This is a genomic window from Comamonas terrigena NBRC 13299, assembly GCF_006740045.1.
GTDB classification, from domain to species: Bacteria; Pseudomonadota; Gammaproteobacteria; order Burkholderiales; family Burkholderiaceae_C; genus Comamonas; species Comamonas terrigena.
The window spans coordinates 1,467,034-1,487,582 of sequence record NZ_AP019749.1 but is presented as its reverse complement, the minus strand read 5'-3'; the positions used below and the strand labels follow the sequence as shown (position 1 = coordinate 1,487,582).

The 20,549-nt window shown below is 62.8% G+C and carries 20 protein-coding genes; 2 read left to right on the top strand and 18 right to left on the bottom strand.

Features of this window, described 5'->3' with window-relative positions; translation table 11 throughout:
- Nucleotides 1–27 precede the first annotated feature (27 nt).
- Nucleotides 28–498, top strand: a complete 471-nt coding sequence (locus tag CT3_RS06850; protein WP_066535891.1) for a YhbY family RNA-binding protein — start codon at nucleotides 28–30, stop codon at nucleotides 496–498.
- 32 nt (nucleotides 499–530) lie between these two features.
- Nucleotides 531–1,283, top strand: a complete 753-nt coding sequence (locus CT3_RS06845; protein WP_066535894.1) for a glycosyltransferase — start codon at nucleotides 531–533, stop codon at nucleotides 1,281–1,283.
- A 167-nt stretch (nucleotides 1,284–1,450) separates the two neighbouring features.
- Here the strand turns inward: CT3_RS06845 and CT3_RS06840 are convergent, their stop codons facing one another.
- From CT3_RS06840 to pyrH, 18 genes are all read right to left on the bottom strand, one after another.
- Nucleotides 1,451–1,906 (bottom strand): DUF4149 domain-containing protein, encoded by a 456-nt coding sequence (locus tag CT3_RS06840; protein ID WP_370510802.1) that lies wholly within the window; start codon nucleotides 1,904–1,906, stop codon nucleotides 1,451–1,453.
- 23 nt (nucleotides 1,907–1,929) lie between these two features.
- Nucleotides 1,930–2,406, bottom strand: coding sequence for a transcription elongation factor GreA (greA, locus tag CT3_RS06835; protein ID WP_066535897.1), 477 nt, complete (start codon nucleotides 2,404–2,406; stop codon nucleotides 1,930–1,932).
- 221 nt (nucleotides 2,407–2,627) lie between these two features.
- Entirely contained in the window at nucleotides 2,628–5,876 is a 3,249-nt protein-coding gene (gene carB, locus CT3_RS06830; protein WP_066535901.1) for a carbamoyl-phosphate synthase large subunit, read from the bottom strand.
- Entirely contained in the window at nucleotides 5,869–7,041 is a 1,173-nt protein-coding gene (gene carA / locus CT3_RS06825) for a glutamine-hydrolyzing carbamoyl-phosphate synthase small subunit (protein WP_066535903.1), read from the bottom strand. Before carA ends, carB begins: the two co-directional genes overlap by 8 nt.
- A 175-nt stretch (nucleotides 7,042–7,216) precedes the next feature.
- Nucleotides 7,217–7,999, bottom strand: a complete 783-nt coding sequence (locus CT3_RS06820) for a TrmH family RNA methyltransferase (protein ID WP_066535905.1) — start codon at nucleotides 7,997–7,999, stop codon at nucleotides 7,217–7,219.
- A complete protein-coding gene (rnhB, locus tag CT3_RS06815) occupies nucleotides 7,996–8,643 on the bottom strand; it encodes a ribonuclease HII (protein WP_066535907.1) in 648 nt (215 codons plus the stop codon). The genes CT3_RS06820 and rnhB overlap by 4 nt, the downstream gene beginning before the upstream one ends.
- Complete coding sequence (gene lpxB / locus CT3_RS06810) at nucleotides 8,615–9,748, bottom strand: lipid-A-disaccharide synthase (protein ID WP_066535909.1); 1,134 nt, start codon at nucleotides 9,746–9,748, stop codon at nucleotides 8,615–8,617. Before lpxB ends, rnhB begins: the two co-directional genes overlap by 29 nt.
- A 36-nt stretch (nucleotides 9,749–9,784) precedes the next feature.
- A complete protein-coding gene (lpxA, locus tag CT3_RS06805) occupies nucleotides 9,785–10,582 on the bottom strand; it encodes an acyl-ACP--UDP-N-acetylglucosamine O-acyltransferase (protein WP_098066102.1) in 798 nt (265 codons plus the stop codon).
- Between the two features lie 10 nt (nucleotides 10,583–10,592).
- Complete coding sequence (gene fabZ, locus CT3_RS06800) at nucleotides 10,593–11,033, bottom strand: 3-hydroxyacyl-ACP dehydratase FabZ (protein ID WP_003053425.1); 441 nt, start codon at nucleotides 11,031–11,033, stop codon at nucleotides 10,593–10,595.
- Nucleotides 11,033–12,031 carry a UDP-3-O-(3-hydroxymyristoyl)glucosamine N-acyltransferase gene (gene lpxD / locus CT3_RS06795; RefSeq protein ID WP_066536250.1) on the bottom strand — a complete coding sequence of 333 codons (999 nt, stop codon included), beginning with the start codon at nucleotides 12,029–12,031 and terminating at the stop codon, nucleotides 11,033–11,035. The genes fabZ and lpxD overlap by 1 nt, the downstream gene beginning before the upstream one ends.
- 20 nt (nucleotides 12,032–12,051) lie before the next feature.
- Complete coding sequence (locus CT3_RS06790) at nucleotides 12,052–12,555, bottom strand: OmpH/Skp family outer membrane protein (protein ID WP_066536253.1); 504 nt, start codon at nucleotides 12,553–12,555, stop codon at nucleotides 12,052–12,054.
- Between the two features lie 2 nt (nucleotides 12,556–12,557).
- Nucleotides 12,558–14,894: an outer membrane protein assembly factor BamA gene (bamA, locus tag CT3_RS06785; RefSeq protein ID WP_066536256.1), complete on the bottom strand. Its 2,337-nt coding sequence runs from the start codon at nucleotides 14,892–14,894 to the stop codon at nucleotides 12,558–12,560.
- 42 nt (nucleotides 14,895–14,936) lie between these two features.
- The gene (gene rseP, locus CT3_RS06780; RefSeq protein WP_066536258.1) at nucleotides 14,937–16,286 is read right to left on the bottom strand and encodes an RIP metalloprotease RseP; all 1,350 of its coding nucleotides are present in this window, start codon (nucleotides 16,284–16,286) and stop codon (nucleotides 14,937–14,939) included.
- 64 nt (nucleotides 16,287–16,350) lie between these two features.
- Entirely contained in the window at nucleotides 16,351–17,532 is a 1,182-nt protein-coding gene (gene ispC, locus CT3_RS06775) for a 1-deoxy-D-xylulose-5-phosphate reductoisomerase (protein WP_066536260.1), read from the bottom strand.
- On the bottom strand, nucleotides 17,532–18,383 hold the full coding sequence (locus CT3_RS06770) for a phosphatidate cytidylyltransferase (protein ID WP_066536268.1): 852 nt from the start codon (nucleotides 18,381–18,383) through the stop codon (nucleotides 17,532–17,534). The genes ispC and CT3_RS06770 overlap by 1 nt, the downstream gene beginning before the upstream one ends.
- Nucleotides 18,384–18,397: 14 nt before the next feature.
- Complete coding sequence (gene uppS, locus CT3_RS06765; protein WP_066536270.1) at nucleotides 18,398–19,129, bottom strand: polyprenyl diphosphate synthase; 732 nt, start codon at nucleotides 19,127–19,129, stop codon at nucleotides 18,398–18,400.
- Between the two features lie 27 nt (nucleotides 19,130–19,156).
- On the bottom strand, nucleotides 19,157–19,717 hold the full coding sequence (frr, locus tag CT3_RS06760) for a ribosome recycling factor (RefSeq protein ID WP_066536272.1): 561 nt from the start codon (nucleotides 19,715–19,717) through the stop codon (nucleotides 19,157–19,159).
- Nucleotides 19,718–19,779: 62 nt separating this feature from the next.
- Complete coding sequence (gene pyrH, locus CT3_RS06755; RefSeq protein ID WP_066536273.1) at nucleotides 19,780–20,502, bottom strand: UMP kinase; 723 nt, start codon at nucleotides 20,500–20,502, stop codon at nucleotides 19,780–19,782.
- Between the last annotated feature and the right edge of the window lie 47 nt (nucleotides 20,503–20,549).

Genomic DNA, 20,549 nt, shown 5'->3' with positions numbered 1-20,549 from the left:
ATTCTTCCTGCCTCGATAATACGGCCCATGCCCCAAATTGAATTGACTCCCGCAGAGCGCCGGGAACACCGCGCCAACGCCCACCACCTGGACCCCGTGGTCCTGATCGGTGGTGACGGCCTCACACCCGCAGTCCAGAAAGAAGTGGATGCGGCACTGAATGCCCACGGCCTGATCAAGGTCCGCGTCTTCGGCGACGAACGCGCCACCCGCGACCAGATCTACCAACAGCTGTGCGACGAGCTGAACGCGGCCCCCATCCAGCACATCGGCAAGCTGCTGGTGCTGTGGCGCCCGATTCCTGAAAAGGAAAAGGCCTTTGATGAAGACCGCATGCCCGGCCCACGCGACGTGAAGGTGCTGAAGTTCGGCAAGGCCGGTCAGCGCCCTGAGGTCAAGCAGCTGCGCGTGCTGGGCAACCAGCGCCTGACCGCCGGCGGCCAGATCAAGCGCGCCAAGCCCAAGCAAAAATCGGTCAAGAAAAGCCGCCTGGGTTGAGCGCTGTCGCGCACGCCCACGACACACCTGCCATGGCACTGAATACGACATCGGCGACGCCTGAGCGCCACATCCTCTGCATGAAGTGGGGTACCAAGTACGGCCCGGAGTACGTCAACCGTCTCTACGCCATGGTGCGCCGCCATCTCAAGGGAGATTTTCGCTTTGTCTGCCTGACCGACAACAGCGAAGGGATTCGTTCCGAGGTGGAATGCCTGCCCATTCCCTCGCTGGACCTGCCCGCTGGCATCCCTGAACGCGGCTGGACCAAGCTGACCACCTTCTCCGCCGATCTGCACGGACTGAAGGGCACGGCCCTGTTCCTGGATGTGGATGTGGTCATCACCGGCCCGCTGGACGAGTTCTTCACCTACCCCGGTGACTTTCTCATCATCCACGACCACAAGCGGCCCTGGCGCATCACCGGCAACTCGTCGGTGTACCGCTTCGAGCTGGGCGCTCATCCGGATGTGCTGGAATATTTCCGCGGCCACTTCGAGGAAATCCGCAAGCAGTTCCGCAACGAACAGGCCTATCTGTCGGACTTTCTGCACAAGCAAGGCAAGCTCCAGTACTGGCCCGCCGAGTGGTGCCCCAGCTTCAAGTACCACGGCATTCCGAGCTGGCCCACCAACTACTGGAAAGAGCCTTTTGTGCCCGAAGGTGCGCGCATCGTCATCTTCCACGGAGAGTGCAACCCGCCCGACGCATTGGCCGGTCGCCGCAACCGGCGTTTTCGCTTCATCAAGCCCGCCCGCTGGGTGGCCGAACACTGGCGCGAATAAGCGCCACTGGAAAGCCCCCTGCCGCTGACGGCGGGTGCATGGCACCAGCAAAAAAGCAGTCCGATGGACTGCTTTTTTTATGGCCTGCCGGTGACAGATTGCCCACGGCTCTGGCCACCGACCATCCGGCAGCACTGCCAGCAGGCACGCGTTCCTTCTGCGAGACATCAAGCCGGTGGCGTAGCCTCCGCATCGTCCCGTCCCGCCAACGCCAACGCGGCCACCTTCCACAAGGTGCACAGCGCACAGCACCACTGCAGCACATGCAAGGCCACGGCGGCGTACTGCCAGACGGCGCCCTGCCTGGCCGCCACTCGCGGCGCCACACCGTATTGCGCCACCAGCGCCAGCAACAAGCCGCCCAGCACGAACACCATGGCGGCTTGCGCCCAGGCCTCCTGCCTTTCGGCGTACTTCCGCTTGGAAACCACCAGCAGCAGCGCGCAGCATGCGATGGAAATCCAGGTCTGTGCAGCCAGCAGCGCAGCGCACGCCGCAGCCGCCTGGGTGGGTGATGGCAGGTGCGCCTGCAGCACCGGCACGGCCACGCCCCCCATGGCCGTCAGGCTCCCCCACCACAGGGCAGCCAGCAGCAGCGGAAGGCGTGCTTGCAGCGGTGTCATGGCCGGCGGGGGTGAAACCGCGTTCAGAGGTACTTGACCGCGACCACCTCGTAGCGGCGCTCGCCACCCGGGGCTTGGACCACGGCCACATCGCCCTCTTCCTTGCCGATCAGGGCACGGGCAATGGGGCTGGACACGTTGATCAGACCCAGTTTCAGATCGGCTTCATCCTCGCCCACGATCTGGTAGGTCACCGCCACGCCGCTGTCTTCGTCTTCCAGATCCACCGTGGCGCCAAACACCACGCGGCCTCCAGCGTCCAGCGCCGAAGGGTCAATGATCTGGGCAGCCGACAGCTTGCCTTCGATTTCGCCGATGCGGCCTTCGACAAAGCCCTGGTGTTCCTTGGCGGATTCGTACTCGGCGTTTTCGCTCAGATCGCCCTGGGCACGCGCTTCGGCGATGGCCTGGATCACGGCAGGACGCTCCACCGTCTTCAGGCGCTGCAGTTCCACCTTGAGCTTTTCCGCTCCGCGCTTGGTGATGGGGATGGTGGCCATAGTCAAGTCTCCAAATTCAGCAAACACCGCACAGCTCGCGGCACTCCTGGCAGGGCCTTGCCGGACCACGCCGGACAGGGGCCCGTGCCCCAAAAGCAAACCGCCGCACGTTGCCGCGCGGCGGTTCTTGTCAATTCATTACCGGCCATTATGCCGTGTTTGCCACGGCATCCCTCCGGTAAAACCCGGCAGCCCCGTCGGGCTGTCCGGGCCGTGCCCCATCAATGCGTCAGCTGGGCGTGCAGCTCCTGCACCGAGTACACATCCAGATTGCCGCGCAGGGCCTTCATCCCGTCGACCGCCGCTTCCGCACCAAAGATGGTGGTGAAGGTGGTCACCCGGGCCAGCAAGGCGCTGGTACGGATGGCGCGCGAGTCGGCGATGGCATTGCGGCGCTCTTCCACCGTGTTGATGACCAAGGCAATCTCGTTGTTCTTGATCATGTCCACGATGTGGGGGCGGCCTTCGGTGACCTTGTTCACGGTCTGCACTTCCACACCGGCTTCGGCAATCGCAGCGGCCGTGCCGCGCGTGGCGCACAGCGTGAAGCCCATGGCCACCAGCTCCTTGGCAATCGCCACGGCGCGGGACTTGTCATTGTTCTTCACGGTCAGGAACACCTTGCCTTCGGTCGGCAGCTTGACGCCAGCGCCCAGCTGGCTCTTCACAAAGGCTTCGCCAAAGGTCTTGCCCACACCCATGACTTCACCGGTGGACTTCATCTCGGGGCCGAGGATGGTGTCCACACCGGGGAACTTCACGAACGGGAACACGGCTTCCTTGACGCTGAAGTATGGCGGCGTCACTTCCTTGGTGACGCCCTGCTCGGCCAGCGTATCGCCCACCATGCAGCGTGCAGCCACCTTGGCCAGCTGGATACCCGTGGCCTTGGAGACGAACGGCACCGTGCGCGAAGCGCGGGGGTTCACTTCCAGCACGTAGATCACGTCCTTGCCGTCCACTTCCTTGATGGCGAACTGCACGTTCATCAGGCCGACCACGTTCAGGCCATGGGCCATCTCGGCCGTCTGGCGCTTGATCTCGGCCACGGTCTCGGCCTTCAGGTAGTAAGGGGGCAGCGAGCAGGCAGAGTCACCGGAGTGCACGCCAGCTTGCTCGATGTGCTCCATCACCCCACCGATGAAGACCTTGCCTTCGCGGTCGCGCACGCAGTCCACATCGCACTCGATGGCATTGGACAGGAAGTGATCCAGCAGCACGGGCGAGTCGTTGGAGACCTTGACGGCTTCGCGCATGTAGCGCTCCAGATCGCGCTGCTCGTGCACGATTTCCATCGCACGGCCACCCAGCACATAGGAAGGACGCACCACCAGCGGATAGCCCAGGCCGGCCGCCTTTTCCAGCGCTTCGGCTTCGGTACGGGCCGTGGCATTGGGCGGCTGCAGCAGGTTCAGTTGCTGCAGCAGGCGCTGGAAGCGCTCGCGGTCTTCCGCCGCATCGATCATGTCGGGCGAGGTGCCGATGATGGGCACGCCTTCTTTTTCCAGCCCCAGGGCCAGCTTCAGCGGCGTCTGGCCGCCGTACTGCACGATCACGCCAGCAGGCTGCTCGACCGCCACGATCTCCAGCACGTCTTCCAGCGTCAGCGGTTCGAAGTACAGGCGATCGGATGTGTCGTAGTCGGTCGACACGGTCTCGGGGTTGCAGTTGACCATGATGGTTTCATAACCATCTTCGCGCATGGCCATGGCGGCGTGCACGCAGCAGTAGTCGAACTCGATGCCCTGGCCGATGCGGTTCGGGCCACCGCCCAGCACCATGATCTTCTTTTTGTCGGTGGGCGCGGCTTCGCATTCCTCGTCGTACGTGGAGTACATGTACGCCGTGTTGGAGGCAAATTCGGCCGCACAGGTGTCCACACGCTTGAACACGGGGCGCACCTTCAGGGCCTTGCGCGCTTCACGCACCGCCTTGTCGGTGGTGTGCAGCAGCTTGGCCAGGCGGCGGTCCGAGAAGCCCTTTTGCTTCAGGGTGCGCAGGGTCTGCACATCCAGCGAGGCCAGTGCGCCGTCACCCTTGGCGGCAGCCAGCTGGTCCAGCTCGAGTTCGATCTTCACGATTTCTTCGATCTGCACCAGGAACCACTTGTCGATCTTGGTGATGCTGTGCACTTCGTCCAGCGTCCAGCCGGCCGCAAACGCGTCACCCACATACCAGATGCGGTCGGGACCGGGCTCGCCCAGTTCCTTTTCCAGGATTTCGCGGTCCTGGGTCTTCTCGTTCATGCCGTCCACGCCCACTTCCAGACCGCGCAGGGCCTTCTGGAAGGATTCCTGGAAGGTACGGCCAATGGCCATCACCTCGCCCACGGACTTCATCTGCGTGGTCAGGCGGTTGTCGGCAGCAGGGAACTTCTCGAACGCGAAACGCGGGATCTTGGTGACCACGTAGTCGATCGAGGGCTCGAACGACGCCGGGGTCTTGCCGCCGGTGATTTCGTTCTTCAGCTCATCCAGCGTAAAGCCCACGGCCAGCTTGGCCGCGATCTTGGCGATGGGGAAGCCGGTGGCCTTGGACGCCAGCGCCGAGGAACGCGAGACGCGGGGGTTCATCTCGATGACGATCATGCGACCGTCCTTGGGGTTCACCGAGAACTGCACGTTGGAGCCGCCGGTGTCCACGCCGATTTCGCGCAGAACAGCCAGCGATGCATTGCGCATGATCTGGTATTCCTTGTCGGTCAGCGTCTGCGCCGGCGCCACGGTGATGGAGTCACCGGTGTGCACCCCCATGGGGTCCAGGTTTTCGATGGAGCAGACGATGATGCAGTTGTCCGCGGTATCGCGCACCACTTCCATCTCGTACTCTTTCCAGCCCAGCAGCGACTCTTCGATCAGCAGCTCATTGGTGGGAGAGGCTTCCAGACCGCGCTTGCAGATGGTTTCGAACTCTTCCGAGTTGTAGGCGATACCGCCGCCCGTGCCGCCCAGCGTGAAGCTGGGGCGGATCACGGTGGGGAAGCCCACCTTCTTTTGCACATCCCAGGCTTCGTCCATGCTGTGGGCGATACCGGAGCGCGCAGAACCCAGACCGATCTTGGTCATGGCGTCCTTGAACTTCAGGCGGTCTTCTGCCTTGTCGATGGCTTCCGGCTTGGCACCGATCAGCTCCACCTGGTACTTGTCCAGCACGCCGTGCTTCCACAGGTCCAGCGCACAGTTCAGCGCGGTCTGGCCACCCATGGTGGGCAAAATGGCATCGGGACGTTCCTTGGCGATGATCTTCTCGACCGTCTGCCAGGTGATGGGCTCGATGTAGGTGACGTCGGCCGTGGCCGGGTCGGTCATGATCGTGGCAGGGTTGCTGTTGATCAGAATGACTTTGTAACCCTCTTCGCGCAGGGCCTTGCAGGCCTGCACGCCGGAGTAGTCAAACTCGCAGGCCTGACCGATCACGATGGGACCGGCGCCAATGATCAGAATGCTTTTAAGGTCGTTGCGCTTAGGCATTGTTGTGTTTCTCCATCAGCGCTGTGAAGCGGTCGAACAGGTAGCCAATATCGTGCGGGCCGGGCGATGCCTCGGGGTGGCCCTGGAAGCAGAAGGCGGGCACATCGGTGCGCTCCAGACCTTGCAGCGTGCCGTCAAACAGGCTGATGTGCGTGGCGCGCACGTTGGCGGGCAGCGATTCCAGCTCCACCGCAAAACCGTGGTTCTGGCTGGTGATGCTCACACGGCCGGAATCCAGGTCCTTCACGGGGTGGTTGGCACCGTGGTGGCTGTTCTGCATTTTGAAGGTCTTGGCACCGGAGGCCAGGGCCATGATCTGGTGCCCCAGGCAGATACCGAACAGCGGCTTGCCGGAGGCCATGATCTCTTGCGCCGCGGCAATCGCGTAGTCGCAGGGGGCCGGATCGCCAGGGCCGTTGGACAGGAACACGCCATCGGGATTCAGCGCCAGTACGTCCTTGGCGGGTGTCTGGGCAGGCACCACGGTCACTTCGCAGCCACGCTCGGCCAGCATGCGCAGAATGTTCTTCTTCACGCCGAAGTCATAGGCCACAACCTTGAACTTGGGCGATTCGAGCTGGCCGTAGCCTTCACCCAGCGTCCACTCGGCCTCGGTCCAGGGATAGGGCTTGGCCGTGGTCACCACCTTGGCCAGGTCCAGACCCTTCATGTCGGGCGCGGCCTGGGCTGCGGTAATGGCTTCGTCAATCTTGGCCTGGGTCACTTCCTCACCAGCCGCCAGGCCGACAATCGCGCCATTTTGCGCCCCCTTGTCACGCAGCAGACGCGTGAGCTTGCGGGTGTCGATGTTGGCAATGGCGACCGTCTTGCCATCCACCAGGTACTCGGACAGCGTCTGGGTGCTGCGGAAGTTGCTGGCCAGCAAAGGCAGGTTCTTGATGATCAGACCTGCGGCATGGATCTTGTCGGCTTCGACGTCTTCAGGATTGACACCATAGTTGCCGATGTGCGGATACGTGAGCGTCACGATCTGCTGGCAATAGCTGGGGTCGGTGAGGATTTCCTGGTAGCCGGTCAGCGAAGTGTTGAAAACGACTTCGCCCACCGTGGTGCCTTGCGCACCAATCGAGTTGCCAATAAAGACCGTGCCGTCTGCGAGCGCCAGGATGGCGGGGGGGAAGGCTCCCTTGAGAGACAAAAGCACTGGGTTCTCCGGTTTTTTATTACGGTTACGCCCAACGCAGCCCCCCGCACGTGCGTGGGGACAGTGTTTGTGTCAGCAGGGTATGGCGAGGGAGCGTCGCTAGGCGTATGAAGGAATGCTTGAAAGCCGCCCATTATAGGCTCTCTCTGCTTCAGCCCTTTGACTTGCTGCGGGATTACCCGAGCGCACGCAACATGCTTACGCTGCTGGCATGCAGGCAGATTGCCGCTGCGGCCGCCACATTCAGCGACTCCTCCCCTCCAGGCTGGGCAATGCTGATGCGGTGCTCCGCCATCTCCATCAGGGCATCGCCCACGCCCTGCCCTTCATGCCCCATGGCCCAGGCGCAGGGCCAGGGCAAGGCCGCCTCGTGGATCAGGGTTCCCTGGTGCGAGCTGGTGACCACCAGCGGCAGCTGCAAGGCCTGCACCTCCGCGATGGAAGCAGCCTCCACCAGATGCAGGCCGAAATGCGCCCCCATGCCGGCACGCAGCACCTTCTGGCTCCACAGCGCGGCAGTCCCCTTCAGCGCCACAATCTGGCCAAAGCCGAAGGCGGCCGCACTGCGCAAGATGGAGCCCACATTGCCCGCGTCCTGCACCCGGTCCAGCACCACGGCGGCCACACCGGGCTGGACCTGTGCACCCACATCCCACTCCATCACGTAGCCCATGCGCGCAGGCGACTCCAGGCTGCTGATCTCCGCAAACAGGCTGTCCGCCAGCACCACCGCCTTGCCGGCGGCCTGCACCCACTCCGCCGGCACCTGCGGCCAGACGGATTCGGCAAACACCGCCACTTTCGGGCGCAAGCCCCGGGCCAGTGCCGCACGGCACAGGTGGTCGCCTTCCAGCCAGACCTGGCCTTGCTTGCGGTAGGCGGTACTTTCCTGGGAGAGACGGCGCAGTTCTTTGACGAAGGCGTTGTCACGCGACTGAATCATGGTGTGCTGCATCATGCGCCCCCCCCCACTGAGAGCGCCGCAGCCTGCAAGACCTTGGTCACCGGAGAAAATGAAGTGCGGTGCTCGGGGCACGCGCCAAACTCACGCAAAGCCAGCAGATGCGCCGCCGTCCCGTAGCCCTTGTGCGTGGCAAAACCATAGTGCGGAAAACGGGCGTGCAACCCATCACACCAGCGATCGCGGTGCACCTTGGCCAGAATGGACGCAGCCGAGATGGCCGGCACCAGTGCATCGCCTTTGACAATGGCTTCGCCCTGCATCTCCAGCACCGGCAGACGGTTGCCATCTACCAGCGCACGCGCAGGCTTCAGACGCAGGCCGAGGACGGCGCGCTGCATGGCCAGCATCGTGGCCTGCAGGATGTTGAGGCGATCGATCTCTTCCACCGACGCTTCGGCAATACAGAAGCACAGCGCCTTGGCACGAATTTCATCGAACAAGGCCTCACGCCGTGCAGCAGTGAGCTTTTTGGAGTCCGCCAGACCGGCAATCGGATGCAGATCATCCAGAATCACCGCCGCCGCCACCACCGGGCCCGCCAAGGGGCCGCGTCCGGCCTCATCCACACCGGCCACCAGGCCGGGCGCGTGCCACTGCAGGCAAGCCTGCTCAGCGGCACATGAGTTTTTGGATCGCATCGGCAGCCAGCGCAGAAGTGTCGCGGAACAGGGTGTGGTGCAGCGCGCTGAAACGCGCCTGCAGCTCAGCAATCTTGGAAGGCTGCTGGTCATAGGCTTGCAGCCAGTCCAGGCTTGCGGCCGCCAGCGCCTCGGGCGTGGCAGCGTCTTGCAGTAATTCGGGAACCACGAAATCAGAACACAGAATATTGGGCAGCCCCACCCAGGGCTGCAATTGCTTGCGCCGCATCAGCCGCCAGCTGATGGGGTGCATGCGGTAAGAAATCACCATCGGGCGCTTGAACAGCGCCGCCTCCAGCGTGGCCGTGCCACTGGCGATCAGGGTGCAATCGCAGGCGGCCAGCACGTCGTGTGACTGCCCTTGCACCAGCTGCACCCACTCCTGCACACCGGCTTCACGCACGGCTTGCTGCATGCGCTGCCAATGCTGGGGTACGACCGGCACCACCACCTGGACCTCCGGCATCTGCGCCCGCACCAACGCCGCCGCCGCAAAAAACGGTTTGGCGATGTACTGCACTTCCGCAGAACGGCTGCCCGGCAGCAAGGCCAGCACCTTGCGGTCCAAGGCCAGGCCCAGTCTGGCACGCGCCGCCGCCTTGTCAGGCTCCATCGGGATCACGGCCGCCAGCGGGTGGCCGACATAGGTCGCCTCAATGCCATGCTGCTGCAGCAAGGCTGGCTCGAACGGAAACAGGCACAGCACATGGTCTGCTGCAGCCCGGATCTTGTCGATCCGGTTGGCACGCCAGGCCCATATGGAAGGGCACACAAAGTGCACCGTCTTGATGCCCGCAGCACGCAGATCCCGCTCCAGCCCCAGGTTGAAGTCCGGTGCATCCACGCCCACAAATACCGCAGGCTTTTCCACCAGCAGGCGTTGGCGCAGCTGCTTGCGGATGGAGAGGATTTCGCGCAGGCGGCGCACCAGCTCCCAGCTGTAGCCATGCACAGCCAGTTTTTCGCTGTGCCACCAGGCATCGAAGCCACGCGCCGCCATCTGCGGGCCACCAATGCCCGCGGCCTGCACATCGGGCATGCGGGCGTGCACGCCATCCAGCAACAAACCGGCCAGCAGATCACCGGATGTCTCGCCGGCCACCATGGCCAGTCGGGCATTGCTATCGCTAGTCACAGGCCATCAGCGGGCAATGCCGCGTTGGGAAGCCGCCAGAAAATCCAGCATGGCCTGCACATCGGCTGCCGCCTCCGGCAACTCGGCGGCCAGCGCCGCAATGGCTGCACGTGCAGCCTCCAGGGTCAGCCCCTGGCGGTACAGCAGACGGTGCATCTGCTTGACCGCACGCAGACGCTGCTCACCAAAGCCGCGGCGGCGCAGGCCTTCGATATTGAAACCGCGCACGGCCAGCGGATTGCCATCCACCATCATGAAGGGCGGCACATCCTGCGAGATATGGCTGGCAAAGCCCGCCATGGCATGGGCGCCGATCCGGGTGAACTGGTGCACCCCGGTCAGGCCGCCCAGAATCACCCAATCCCCCACATGCACATGGCCTGCCAGGGTCGCGTTGTTGGCCAGAATGGTGTTGTGGCCGACGACGCAGTCGTGCGCAATGTGCACATAGGCCATGATCCAGTTGTCATTGCCGATGCGCGTCACGCCGCCATCCTGCACCGTTCCGGTGTTGAAGGTGCAGAACTCGCGGATGGTGTTGCGGTCGCCGATGATCAGCTGCGTGGGTTCGCCCGCATACTTTTTGTCTTGCGGCTGCGCCCCCAGCGAGGCGAACTGAAAGATCTGGTTATGGCACCCAATTTCCGTGTCGCCTTCCAGCACACAATGCGGCCCCACCGTGGTTTGTGCGCCAATGCGCAGCTTGGGCCCCACCACGGCGTACGGCCCCACCCGCACAGTGCTATCGAGCTGCGCCTGGGGATGGACGATGGCACTGGGATGAATCAGGCAGTCTTGTTCCACAGGACCTCACTCAACCCACGTGGCGCATGGTGCACATCAACTGGGCTTCTGCAGCCACTTCGCCGTCCACGCTGGCGACGGCATTGAACTTCCAGATACCGCCACGCACACGGTCGATCGTGATTTCCAGCGCCAGCTGGTCACCCGGCACCACAGGGCGCTTGAAACGGGCGGAGTCGATACCCACGAAGTAGTAGATATTGTTTTCATCCGGCACCTGTCCCATGGCGTCGAACGCCAGCAGGCCGGCAGCCTGGGCCAGCGCTTCCAGGATCAGCACACCCGGCATCACCGGGCGGCCAGGGAAGTGCCCGGTAAAGAAGGGCTCGTTGAACGTTACGTTCTTGATTGCCTTGATGCGCGTATTGCGCTCAAGCTCCAGCACGCGGTCCACCAGCAAAAAAGGATAGCGGTGGGGCAGTTGCTTGAGAATTTCTTGAATATCCATCATCAATTTCCGTTTGTGCTGCGCGGGGCGCCCAAGGCTTTTTCCAGCGCCTTGATCCGCTCGCGCAGTGCATGCAATTGTTTGAGTGTTGCAGCGTTCTTTTCCCACTGGGCATTCGTGGCCAGCGGAAAAATGCCAGTGTACAGGCCCGGCTGCGTGACCGAGCGCATGACGACCGAAGTCGGAGAAATCGCCACACCGTCGGCAATTTTCAAATGCCCCAGGATATTGGACGCACCACCGATACTGCAATGCGCGCCGATATGCGCACTACCGGCCACACCGGCATTGCCGGCAATGGCCGTGTGCTCACCTACATGGACGTTGTGACCGATCTGCACCAGGTTGTCGAGCTTCACCCCATCCGAGATCACGGTGTCATCCAGTGCACCGCGGTCGATACAGGTGTTGGCCCCGACCTCCACATCGTTGCCGATGCGCACGCGCCCCAGCTGCTCGATCTTGACCCAGACGCCCCGCTCCTGGGCAAAGCCAAAGCCATCCGCGCCGATCACCACACCCGGGTGCAACAGGCAGCGCTCACCCACCTGACAGTATTCGCTGATGGTGACACGCGACTTCAGCACCGTGCCCGCACCCACGACAGCACCGCGCTCGACCACACACAGCGGACCGATCGTGGCCGAGGGGTGCACCACCGCCTCCGGGTGAATGACTGCACTGGCATGCACGCCTGCAGCAGCCGCATCCGCGTGCGCACGCTTCCACAGCTGCGTCAGCCGTGCAAAGTACAGATACGGATTGTCTGCAACGATGCAGGCGCCACGTGCCTGTGCAGCCGCCTGCTGGGCAGGCGCCACAACGACACAGGCCGCCTGAGAGGCGGCCAGTTGTGGCAAATACTTGGGATTGCTGAGAAAGCTGATGGAATCGGCATCCGCAGACTCCAGTGGAGCGATACGCCGGATCACGCGATCCGGCTGCCCCTCCACCAGTGTCCCCCCCAAGCTTTCGACTATTTGTCCTAAGGTCAAACTCACGTCGAACAGCCTGACTTACATCACTTGCCGCCGTTCAAGGCCTTGATGACCTTGTCCGTGATGTCGAGCTTGGGGTTCACATACACGGCTTCTTGCAGAATCACGTCGTACTTCTCTGCTTCCGCCACTTGCATCACCACCTTGTTGGCGCGATCCAGGACCTGCGACAGCTCTTCGTTCTTGCGGGCATTCAGGTCTTCCTGGAATTCACGGCGCTTGCGCTGGAATTCGCGGTCCTGCTCGATCAGCTGACGCTGCTTGGCCGAACGCTGGCTTTCGGCCATGGTGGGCGCTTCGCGCTCGAACTTCTCCGAATCTGCCTTCAGACGGTTGCCGATATCCACCAATTCACGCTCGCGCTTGGAGAACTCCTGCTCCAGCTTCGCTTGCGCAGCCTTGGCCGAATTGGCCTCGCGGAAAATGCGGTCGGTATTCACAAAACCGGCCTTGAAATCCTGAGCCTGTGCCGACACAGCGGCTGCGCCGCACAGCAAGGCCACTGCGATGGGTTGATAGATTTTCATGTTTAAAACGATGTTCCGATTTGGAATTGAATTTTTTGCAGACGATCTTCCGGCTTTTTACGGATCGGATTGGCCCATGCCAAACGCAGCGGCCCCAGCGGAGAAATCCAGCTCAGACCAATACCCGCCGATGCGCGCAAATCACTCGCCGTGAATTTCTCATTCTCGCCGAAGACATTACCCACGTCCACGAAAGTGAACCAGCGCAGCGTCTTGTCGTTGCCCGCACCCGGGAAGGGCGCAATGAACTCGGCATTCAAGGTCAGCTTCTTGGCGCCGCCCAGATACGTACCATCATAGCCATTGACGGACTGGCCACGCGGACCCAGGCTGCCCTGGTCGAAACCACGCACCGACCCCAGACCACCAGAGTAGAAATTCTTGAACAGCGGGAAAGGACGGCCATTCAAGCCCTTGCCCCAGCCCAGCTCGCCATTGAAGGCGAAGGTGAAGCTCTTGGACAGCGGCACATACTGCTGGATCTGGTAGTTACCCCGAATGTAGCGCGCATCTCCGGCCGCAGACCAGTCAGCATTGAAACGTTGGTAACGACCTGAATTGGGCGCCAGCGCGCTGTCGCGGCTGTCGCGCGACCAGCCCACCGTCAAAGGAATGGCATTGCTGGTAGCACCGAACTGGTTGATGTAGCTCTGGTACTCCACCGGCATGTACAGACCATCCTTGATGGTGGTCTGTTCAAAGCCGACACCGAAGAACACGGTATCGATCTCGCTGAACGGCACGCCAAACTTGATGGACGCGCCCTTGCTGACGATCTTGTACAGATCGTCCGTATCCACGCTCACGCCATCGTAGTAGTACGAGTAGGGGCGGCTGGTACGGTAGTACAGATCCACGGTACGCGAGATGCCGTCCTGCGTGAAGTAGGGGTCGGTCGTGCTCACCACCAGGTTGCGGTTGTACTTGCTGGTGTTGACATCCAGGCCCAGGTAGTTGCCGGAGCCAAACACGTTCTCCTGCTTGATACCGAAGCTCAGGGTCACCTTTTCCGCGCTGGAGAAGCCTGCACCCAGCTGGATGGAGCCGGTGGGCTTTTCCTTCACATTGACCACCAGATCTACCTGGTCGGGCGAGCCAGGGACTTCCTGGGTTTCCACATCGACTTCGGTGAAGTAGCCCAAGCGGTCCACGCGGTCACGCGACAGCTTGATCTTGTCACCGTCATACCAGGACGATTCGTACTGGCGGAATTCACGGCGCAGCACCTCATCGCGCGTGCGTTCGTTGCCGCTGACATTGATGCGGCGCACATAGGCACGGCGCGAAGGATCGGCACGCAGCACAAAGTGCACGCGGTTGTTTTCACGGTCCACTTCCGGCACCGCCTCCACCCGTGCAAAGGCATAGCCAAAGTTGCCGAAGTGGTCCGAGAAGGCCTTGGTGGTTTCCGTCACCAGGTCCGCGTTGTACGGCTCACCGGGGCGCACCTTCACCAGCGACTTGAACTCATCGTCACGGTTCAGGTAGTTACCTTCCAGCGACACGCCGGAGACCACGAAGCGCTCGCCTTCGTGCACATTGATGGTCAGGGTGATCTTTTCCTTGTCCGGAGAGATCGCCACCTGGGTCGAGTCGATGCGGAAATCCAAGTAGCCGCGCTGCAGATAGTACGAACGCAGGGTTTCCAGGTCGGCATTCAGCTTGCTGCGCGCATAGCGGTCCGACTTGGTGTACCAGCTCATCCAACCACCGGTATCCAGGTCCAGCTGCTTCTTCAGCGTGGATTCGCTGAAAGCCTTGTTGCCCACCACGTGGATTTCGCTGATCTTGGCCGGCTCGCCCTCGGTGACCGAGAACGTCAGATTCACGCGGTTGCGCTCGATCGGCGTGACCGTGGTCACCACGTCCGCGCCATACAGGCTGCGGTTGATGTACTGGCGCTTGAGCTCCTGCTCTGCGCGATCGGCCAGCGCCTTGTCGAAAGGACGCCCTTCGGCCAGGCCCACATCGCGCATGGCCTTCACCAAAGTGTCCTTGTCGAACTCCTTGGTGCCGACAAAGTTCACATCGGCAATCGATGGGCGCTCTTCCACGACCACCACCAGCACGTCGCCATCGGCTTCCAGGCGCACATCCTTGAACAGACCCAGGGCAAACAGCGAGCGGATAGCGGCTGCACCTTTTTCGTCATCGTACTGTTCGCCCACGCGCAGCGGCATGGAGGCAAAGATGGTGCCTGCCTCCACACGCTGCAGGCCCTCCACACGAATATCCTGAACCTTGAAAGGCGCAAGCGCCCAAGCAGCCTGTGCCAGGCAAAGCAATGCAGCAGCAGCCGTGGCCGTGCGTGCGCCGAAGCGTTTGAAGTGTTGATTCATGAATGAAAGCGAACGCCGCCAGAATTCTGGAAGGCCGTAAATTTAGCCCAATATGCGGCTGATGTCGTTAAAAAAAGCGATGCACATCATGACGAGAAGCACACTGACGCCGGCCCTTTGCAGCCGTTCCATCCACAATTCGGAGATGGCGCGTCCTGTGACACCTTCCCAAAGATAATACATCAGGTGCCCACCATCCAGAACAGGCAGTGGCAACAGGTTGAGCACACCCAGACTCACACTGATCAGCGCCAGGAAAGCCAGATACTGTACCCACCCCATGCTGGCCGACTTTCCGGCGTAATCCGCAATGGTCAAAGGCCCGCTCAGATTCTTGAGTGACGCCTCACCGATCAGCATGCGTCCCATCATCTTCAGGCTGAGCACCGACACGTCCCAGGTCTTGGTCACACCGGCCCACAGCCCCTCGACCGCCCCCAGGCGCACGATGACCATCTCAGGCGCACCGCCGATGTAAGCCCCCACACGCCCGATGCGCACATCCTGTTCCTGCGTGGCTTCGGGCTTGACCGACAGCTGCATTTCCTGCCCGCCGCGCACCACCGTCCAGTCACCGGCCTGTTCGGGATGCTGGCGTATCAACTGGCGCAGCTGAAAGCCATCCACCACCGGTACACCAAAAGCCTGCGTCACCACATCTCCGGCCTGCAAACCTGCAGCGGCGGCGGCTCCGGCGTCCATCACGCGCTCCACCTGCGCCGGGGTCCAGGGCACCTGCACACCGATCGCAGCGCCCAGGCTGGCATCGAGCGCGGTGCCGGGCAGTGTGGACAAGGGCAATTCCGTCGTTTGCACCCCGTCGCCGGGGGCCCGCTGCCAAGTGATGCGCGCATCCTGCTTTTCCAGCGCCGCCTGCGTCAGCGCCCAGCGCAGGTGCTCGAAGGAACGCACATCCTGCGGCGCCTCCTGCCCCACCTGCACAGCGGTCACTCGCTCACCACCGTGCAACCCCGCCTGCGCCACCACCGAACCGGTCGCCGGCGCAGCCAGTACGGCACGCGGCTCCTCCAGCCCGACCCAGTTCACCAACGCATACAGCAGCACGGCCAGCAGCAGATTGGCGGCAGGACCGGCGGCCACGATGGCCACACGCGAACGCAAGGGTTGGCGGTTGAAGGCCAGATGCCGCTCGTCGGAATCCACCGGCGCTTCGCGCTCATCCAGCATGCGCACATAACCCCCCAAGGGCAGCGCACCCAGCACGAATTCCGTTGAGGACTTCTTGCTTTGCCAGCGCAGCAGGGGTTTGCCAAAGCCCACGGAAAAACGCAGCACCTTGACCCCGCAGGCCACGGCCATGCGGTAGTGGCCGTACTCGTGCACGGCAATCAGGATGCCCAGAGCCACAACAAAAGCAAGCACGGTCAGCATAAGGACGCCTCTTTCGCGGTGGTTTTCAGGAAGTGCTCACTGAGCGTGCAGGCCGCAGCAGCAATCAAGCGGCCCAGCGCTGAACGGTATGGACGGCCCGTGCGCGGGCTTCCTGGTCCAGCGCCATTAGATCACCCAGCGATCCCGGGCAACGCGGTGGCACCACGGCCTCCAGCGCCTCCAGGTTCACCGCATGGATGCGGTCAAAGCGCAGCTGGCCGCCCAGGAAGGCGGCCACCGCCACCTCGTTGGCCGCGTTCAGCACCGTGGTCGTGCCTTCCGGCGCCTTCAGCGCATGCCAGGACAGGTGCAGCCCCGGGAAGCGCTGCGCATCGGCTTCTTCAAAGGTGAGCGCACTCAACTTCGCAAAGTCCAGCGGTTGCACACCGCTGTCGATGCGCTCGGGCCAGGCCAGACCGCAGGCGATGGGCACGCGCATGTCGGGCGTTCCCAGCTGGGCCAGGATGGACGCATCCTTGAACTGCACCATGGAGTGCACGATCTGCTGCGGGTGCACCACCACCTTGATGCGGTCCGGCTCCATGCCGAACAGCCAGCGCGCCTCGATCACTTCCAGCGCCTTGTTCATCATCGTGGCGGAGTCCACCGAGATCTTGCGCCCCATGGCGAAATTCGGGTGGGCGCACGCCTGGTCCGGCGTGATCTGCGCCAGTGTGGCCGGATCGCGCTGGCGGAAAGGCCCGCCCGATGCGGTCAGCAGCAGGCTGTCCACCCGGCTCGCCCAGGTGCTGCGATCTTCCGGCAGGCACTGGAAGATGGCGGAGTGCTCACTGTCGATCGGCAGCAAGGTGCAGCCGTGCTGCTGCACCGTGTCCATGAACAGCGCACCGCCCACCACCAGGGCCTCCTTGTTGGCAAGCAGCAAGCGCTTGCCTGCTTTGGCAGCCGCCAAGCAAGGCGCCAGCCCCGCTGCGCCCACAATGGCCCCCATCACCGCATCAACCGGCGCATCGGATGCGATGCGCTCCAGGGCATCCACCGCATGCAACACCTGCGTCGCCAGCCCGTTGGCCTTCAGCTTTTCTTCCAGTTGCCGTGCATGGGGCGCACTGGCCATCACGGCAAACCGGGGCGCGAATTCCGCACATTGCGCCAGCATCAGGTCCACCTGGGTGGCGGCGCTCAGCGCATAAATCTCATAGTCGGCGCGGTGCCTGCGCACCACGTCCAGGGTATTGGTGCCAATCGAGCCCGTAGAGCCCAGCACCGTCAAACGTTGTTTCATCAATGCACCAAAGTTGTCAGCATCATGGCCAGCGGCAGCGTGGGCAGCAGCGCGTCGATGCGGTCCAGCACGCCGCCATGGCCCGGCAGCAGGTTGCTGCTGTCCTTGACACCCGCACTGCGCTTGATCAGAGATTCAATCAGATCCCCGACCACGCTCATGGCCGCCATGAACAAGGCTGCCACCACCAGCAGCGGCCAGCCGGCCTGTACCAGATGGCTGTAAAAACTGGGCACGGCCGCACCGTAGTGGCGGTCCAGCAAGGCCCAGGCCACCGCCAGCACCAGCACACCGATCGCGCCACCCCACACCCCTTCCCAGCTCTTGCCCGGACTGATGGCTGGGGCCAACTTGTTTTTGGTGAACTTCAGACCGAACGTGCGACCAGCGAAGTAGGCAAAGATGTCGGCCACCCAGACCAGGACCATGATGGAGAGCAGAAAGTTCACGCCCATCGCTCGGGCCTGGGCCACTGCCAGCCAGGTCGCCCACAGTGCGAGCACGCCACCCACGAGCCGGATGCTGCGGGGGATGGTAGACCAGCCCGGTACCCCTGCCCGTATCAGTGCCACACTGCCCAGCACCCAGGCAGCGCCCGCCACGATCCACAGCACCTGCAGATTGCGCGCCAGCCAGCCTTGCTGCCATGCCAGGCCACAGAGCGCGAGGCAAAGGACCGCCGTCAGCACGCTGCCCGCTTGCCCCAGACCATTCAGACGCCCCCACTCCCAGGCTGCGGCCGCCACCATGGCCAGCACCAGCAAGGTAAAGGGCAAGGGTGTGCTGGCGAACAGCGCGGGCAGCAAGATGGCCAGCAGGACCACGGCGGTAATCACACGCTGCTTGAGCATGTTGCACTCCCCTTTCAGGCGCGCATCGCGGATGCGCCGGTTGTCTGAACCTGCGCGGAAGTCTTGCCGAAGCGTCGCTCCCGGCTGGCGTAATCATGAAGCGCCGCATCCAGGGCCGCATCGTCAAAGTCGGGCCACAGGCTGGGGCTGAAGAACAGCTCGGAGTACGCACACTGCCACAGCAGAAAATTGCTGATGCGGTGCTCACCCCCGGTACGGATGAACAAGTCCGGATCGGGCACATGGGCCAGGGCCATGGCAGCGTTCAGGCTGGCTTCGGTGATGGCTTCGCCACGCGCAGCCAGCTGCGCTGCCGCCTGGGCCACATCCCAGCGGCCGCCATAGTTGAAGCAGACGTTCAGGATCAGACGCTCATTGTGCGCGGTGGCCTGCTCGGCCTGCACCAGGCCTGCCGCCACCTTGGCGCTCAGGCCCTGGCGCTCACCCACAAAGTGCAGCTGCACACCTTCCTTGGACAGGCTGGGCACTTCGTGGCCCAGTGCCGTCGCCAGCAGCGACATCAGGCCCGACACCTCGTCCGCAGGACGGTTCCAGTTCTCTGACGAGAACGCGAACACGGTCAGGACGCGCACGCCACGCTGGATGCAGGCCCGCACGCAGCGGCGCAGTGCATCCACGCCCTGCTTGTGCCCTGCCAGCCGCGGCAGAAAGCGTTTGGTGGCCCAGCGGCCATTGCCATCCATCACGATGGCTACGTGGTGCGGCACCACGGATGACACGGTCATGCAGTCGAAATCGCTAGCAAGCCAGGCTCAGACAGCCAGGATGTCCTGTTCCTTGGCGGCCACCAGGGTGTCCACTTCGGCAATGAACTTGTCCGTCAGCTTCTGTACTTCGGCTTCCGAACGCTTTTGATCGTCTTCCGAAGCTTCCTTGTCCTTGACCAGCTTCTTCACGCCTTCGTTGGCGTCGCGGCGCAGGTTGCGGATGGCGATCTTGGAGTTTTCACCCTCGGTACGCGCCAGCTTGGTCATTTCCTTGCGGCGCTCTTCGCTCATCGGAGGCAGGGGCACGCGGATGAGGTCGCCCAGCGAGGCAGGGTTCAGACCCAGATCGCTTTCGCGGATGGCCTTTTCCACCTTGGCTGCCATGTTCTTTTCCCAGGGCTGCACGCTGATGGTGCGCGAGTCCAGCAGCGACACATTCGCCACCTGGGACAGCGGCACCATGGAGCCGTAGTACTCGACATGGATGGCATCCAGCAGGGCCGGATTGGCACGGCCGGTACGGATGCGCGAGAGATTGTTCTTGAGCGCCTCGATGGACTGGCCCATCTTGGTTTCGGTGCTCTTCTTGATGTCAGCGATCGTCATGTGTTTACCTCGGGAAGCCAATGTCCGCCCGCACTCACCGGGCGGGCACGCAGTCTTCGCAATTAAGCGGACACCAGGGTGCCTTCATCATTCCCCATCACCACGCGCAGCAGTGCGCCGGGCTTGACGATGGAAAACACGCGGATAGGCAGCTTCTGGTCACGGCACAAAGCGAAAGCCGTGGCATCCATGATGCCCAGGTTGCGCGAGATCGCTTCATCAAACGACAGCGAGGAATAGCGTGTCGCGGAAGGATCCTTGACGGGGTCTGCAGTGTACACACCGTCCACCTTGGTGGCCTTGAGCACCACCTCGGCACCAATTTCCGCGCCACGCAGTGCAGCGGCGGTGTCGGTCGTGAAGAAGGGGTTGCCAGTGCCGGCCGCAAAAACCACCACCTTGCCTTCTTCCAGATATTGCAGCGCCTTGGGGCGCACATAGGGCTCGACCACCTGCTCGATGCCGATGGCCGACATCACGCGGGCCGTCAGGCCTTGCTTGTTCATGGCATCGGCCAGGGCCAGCGCGTTCATCACGGTGGCCAGCATGCCCATGTAATCTGCCGTGGCGCGGTCCATGCCGGCAGAGCCGCCCGCCACACCACGGAAGATGTTGCCGCCGCCGATCACCACCGCCACTTCCACCCCCACCTTGGTCACCTCGACGATCTCGGAGACCATGCGCTCGATCGTCGCGCGGTTGATACCGAACTGGTCATCCCCCATCAGCGCTTCGCCTGACAGCTTGAGCAAGATACGCTTGTGGGCTGGTTTGGCTTGGGACATGGGGAACTCCGTTCGATTCAAATAGGTGAGAGGGGTGGTTGTGGTGG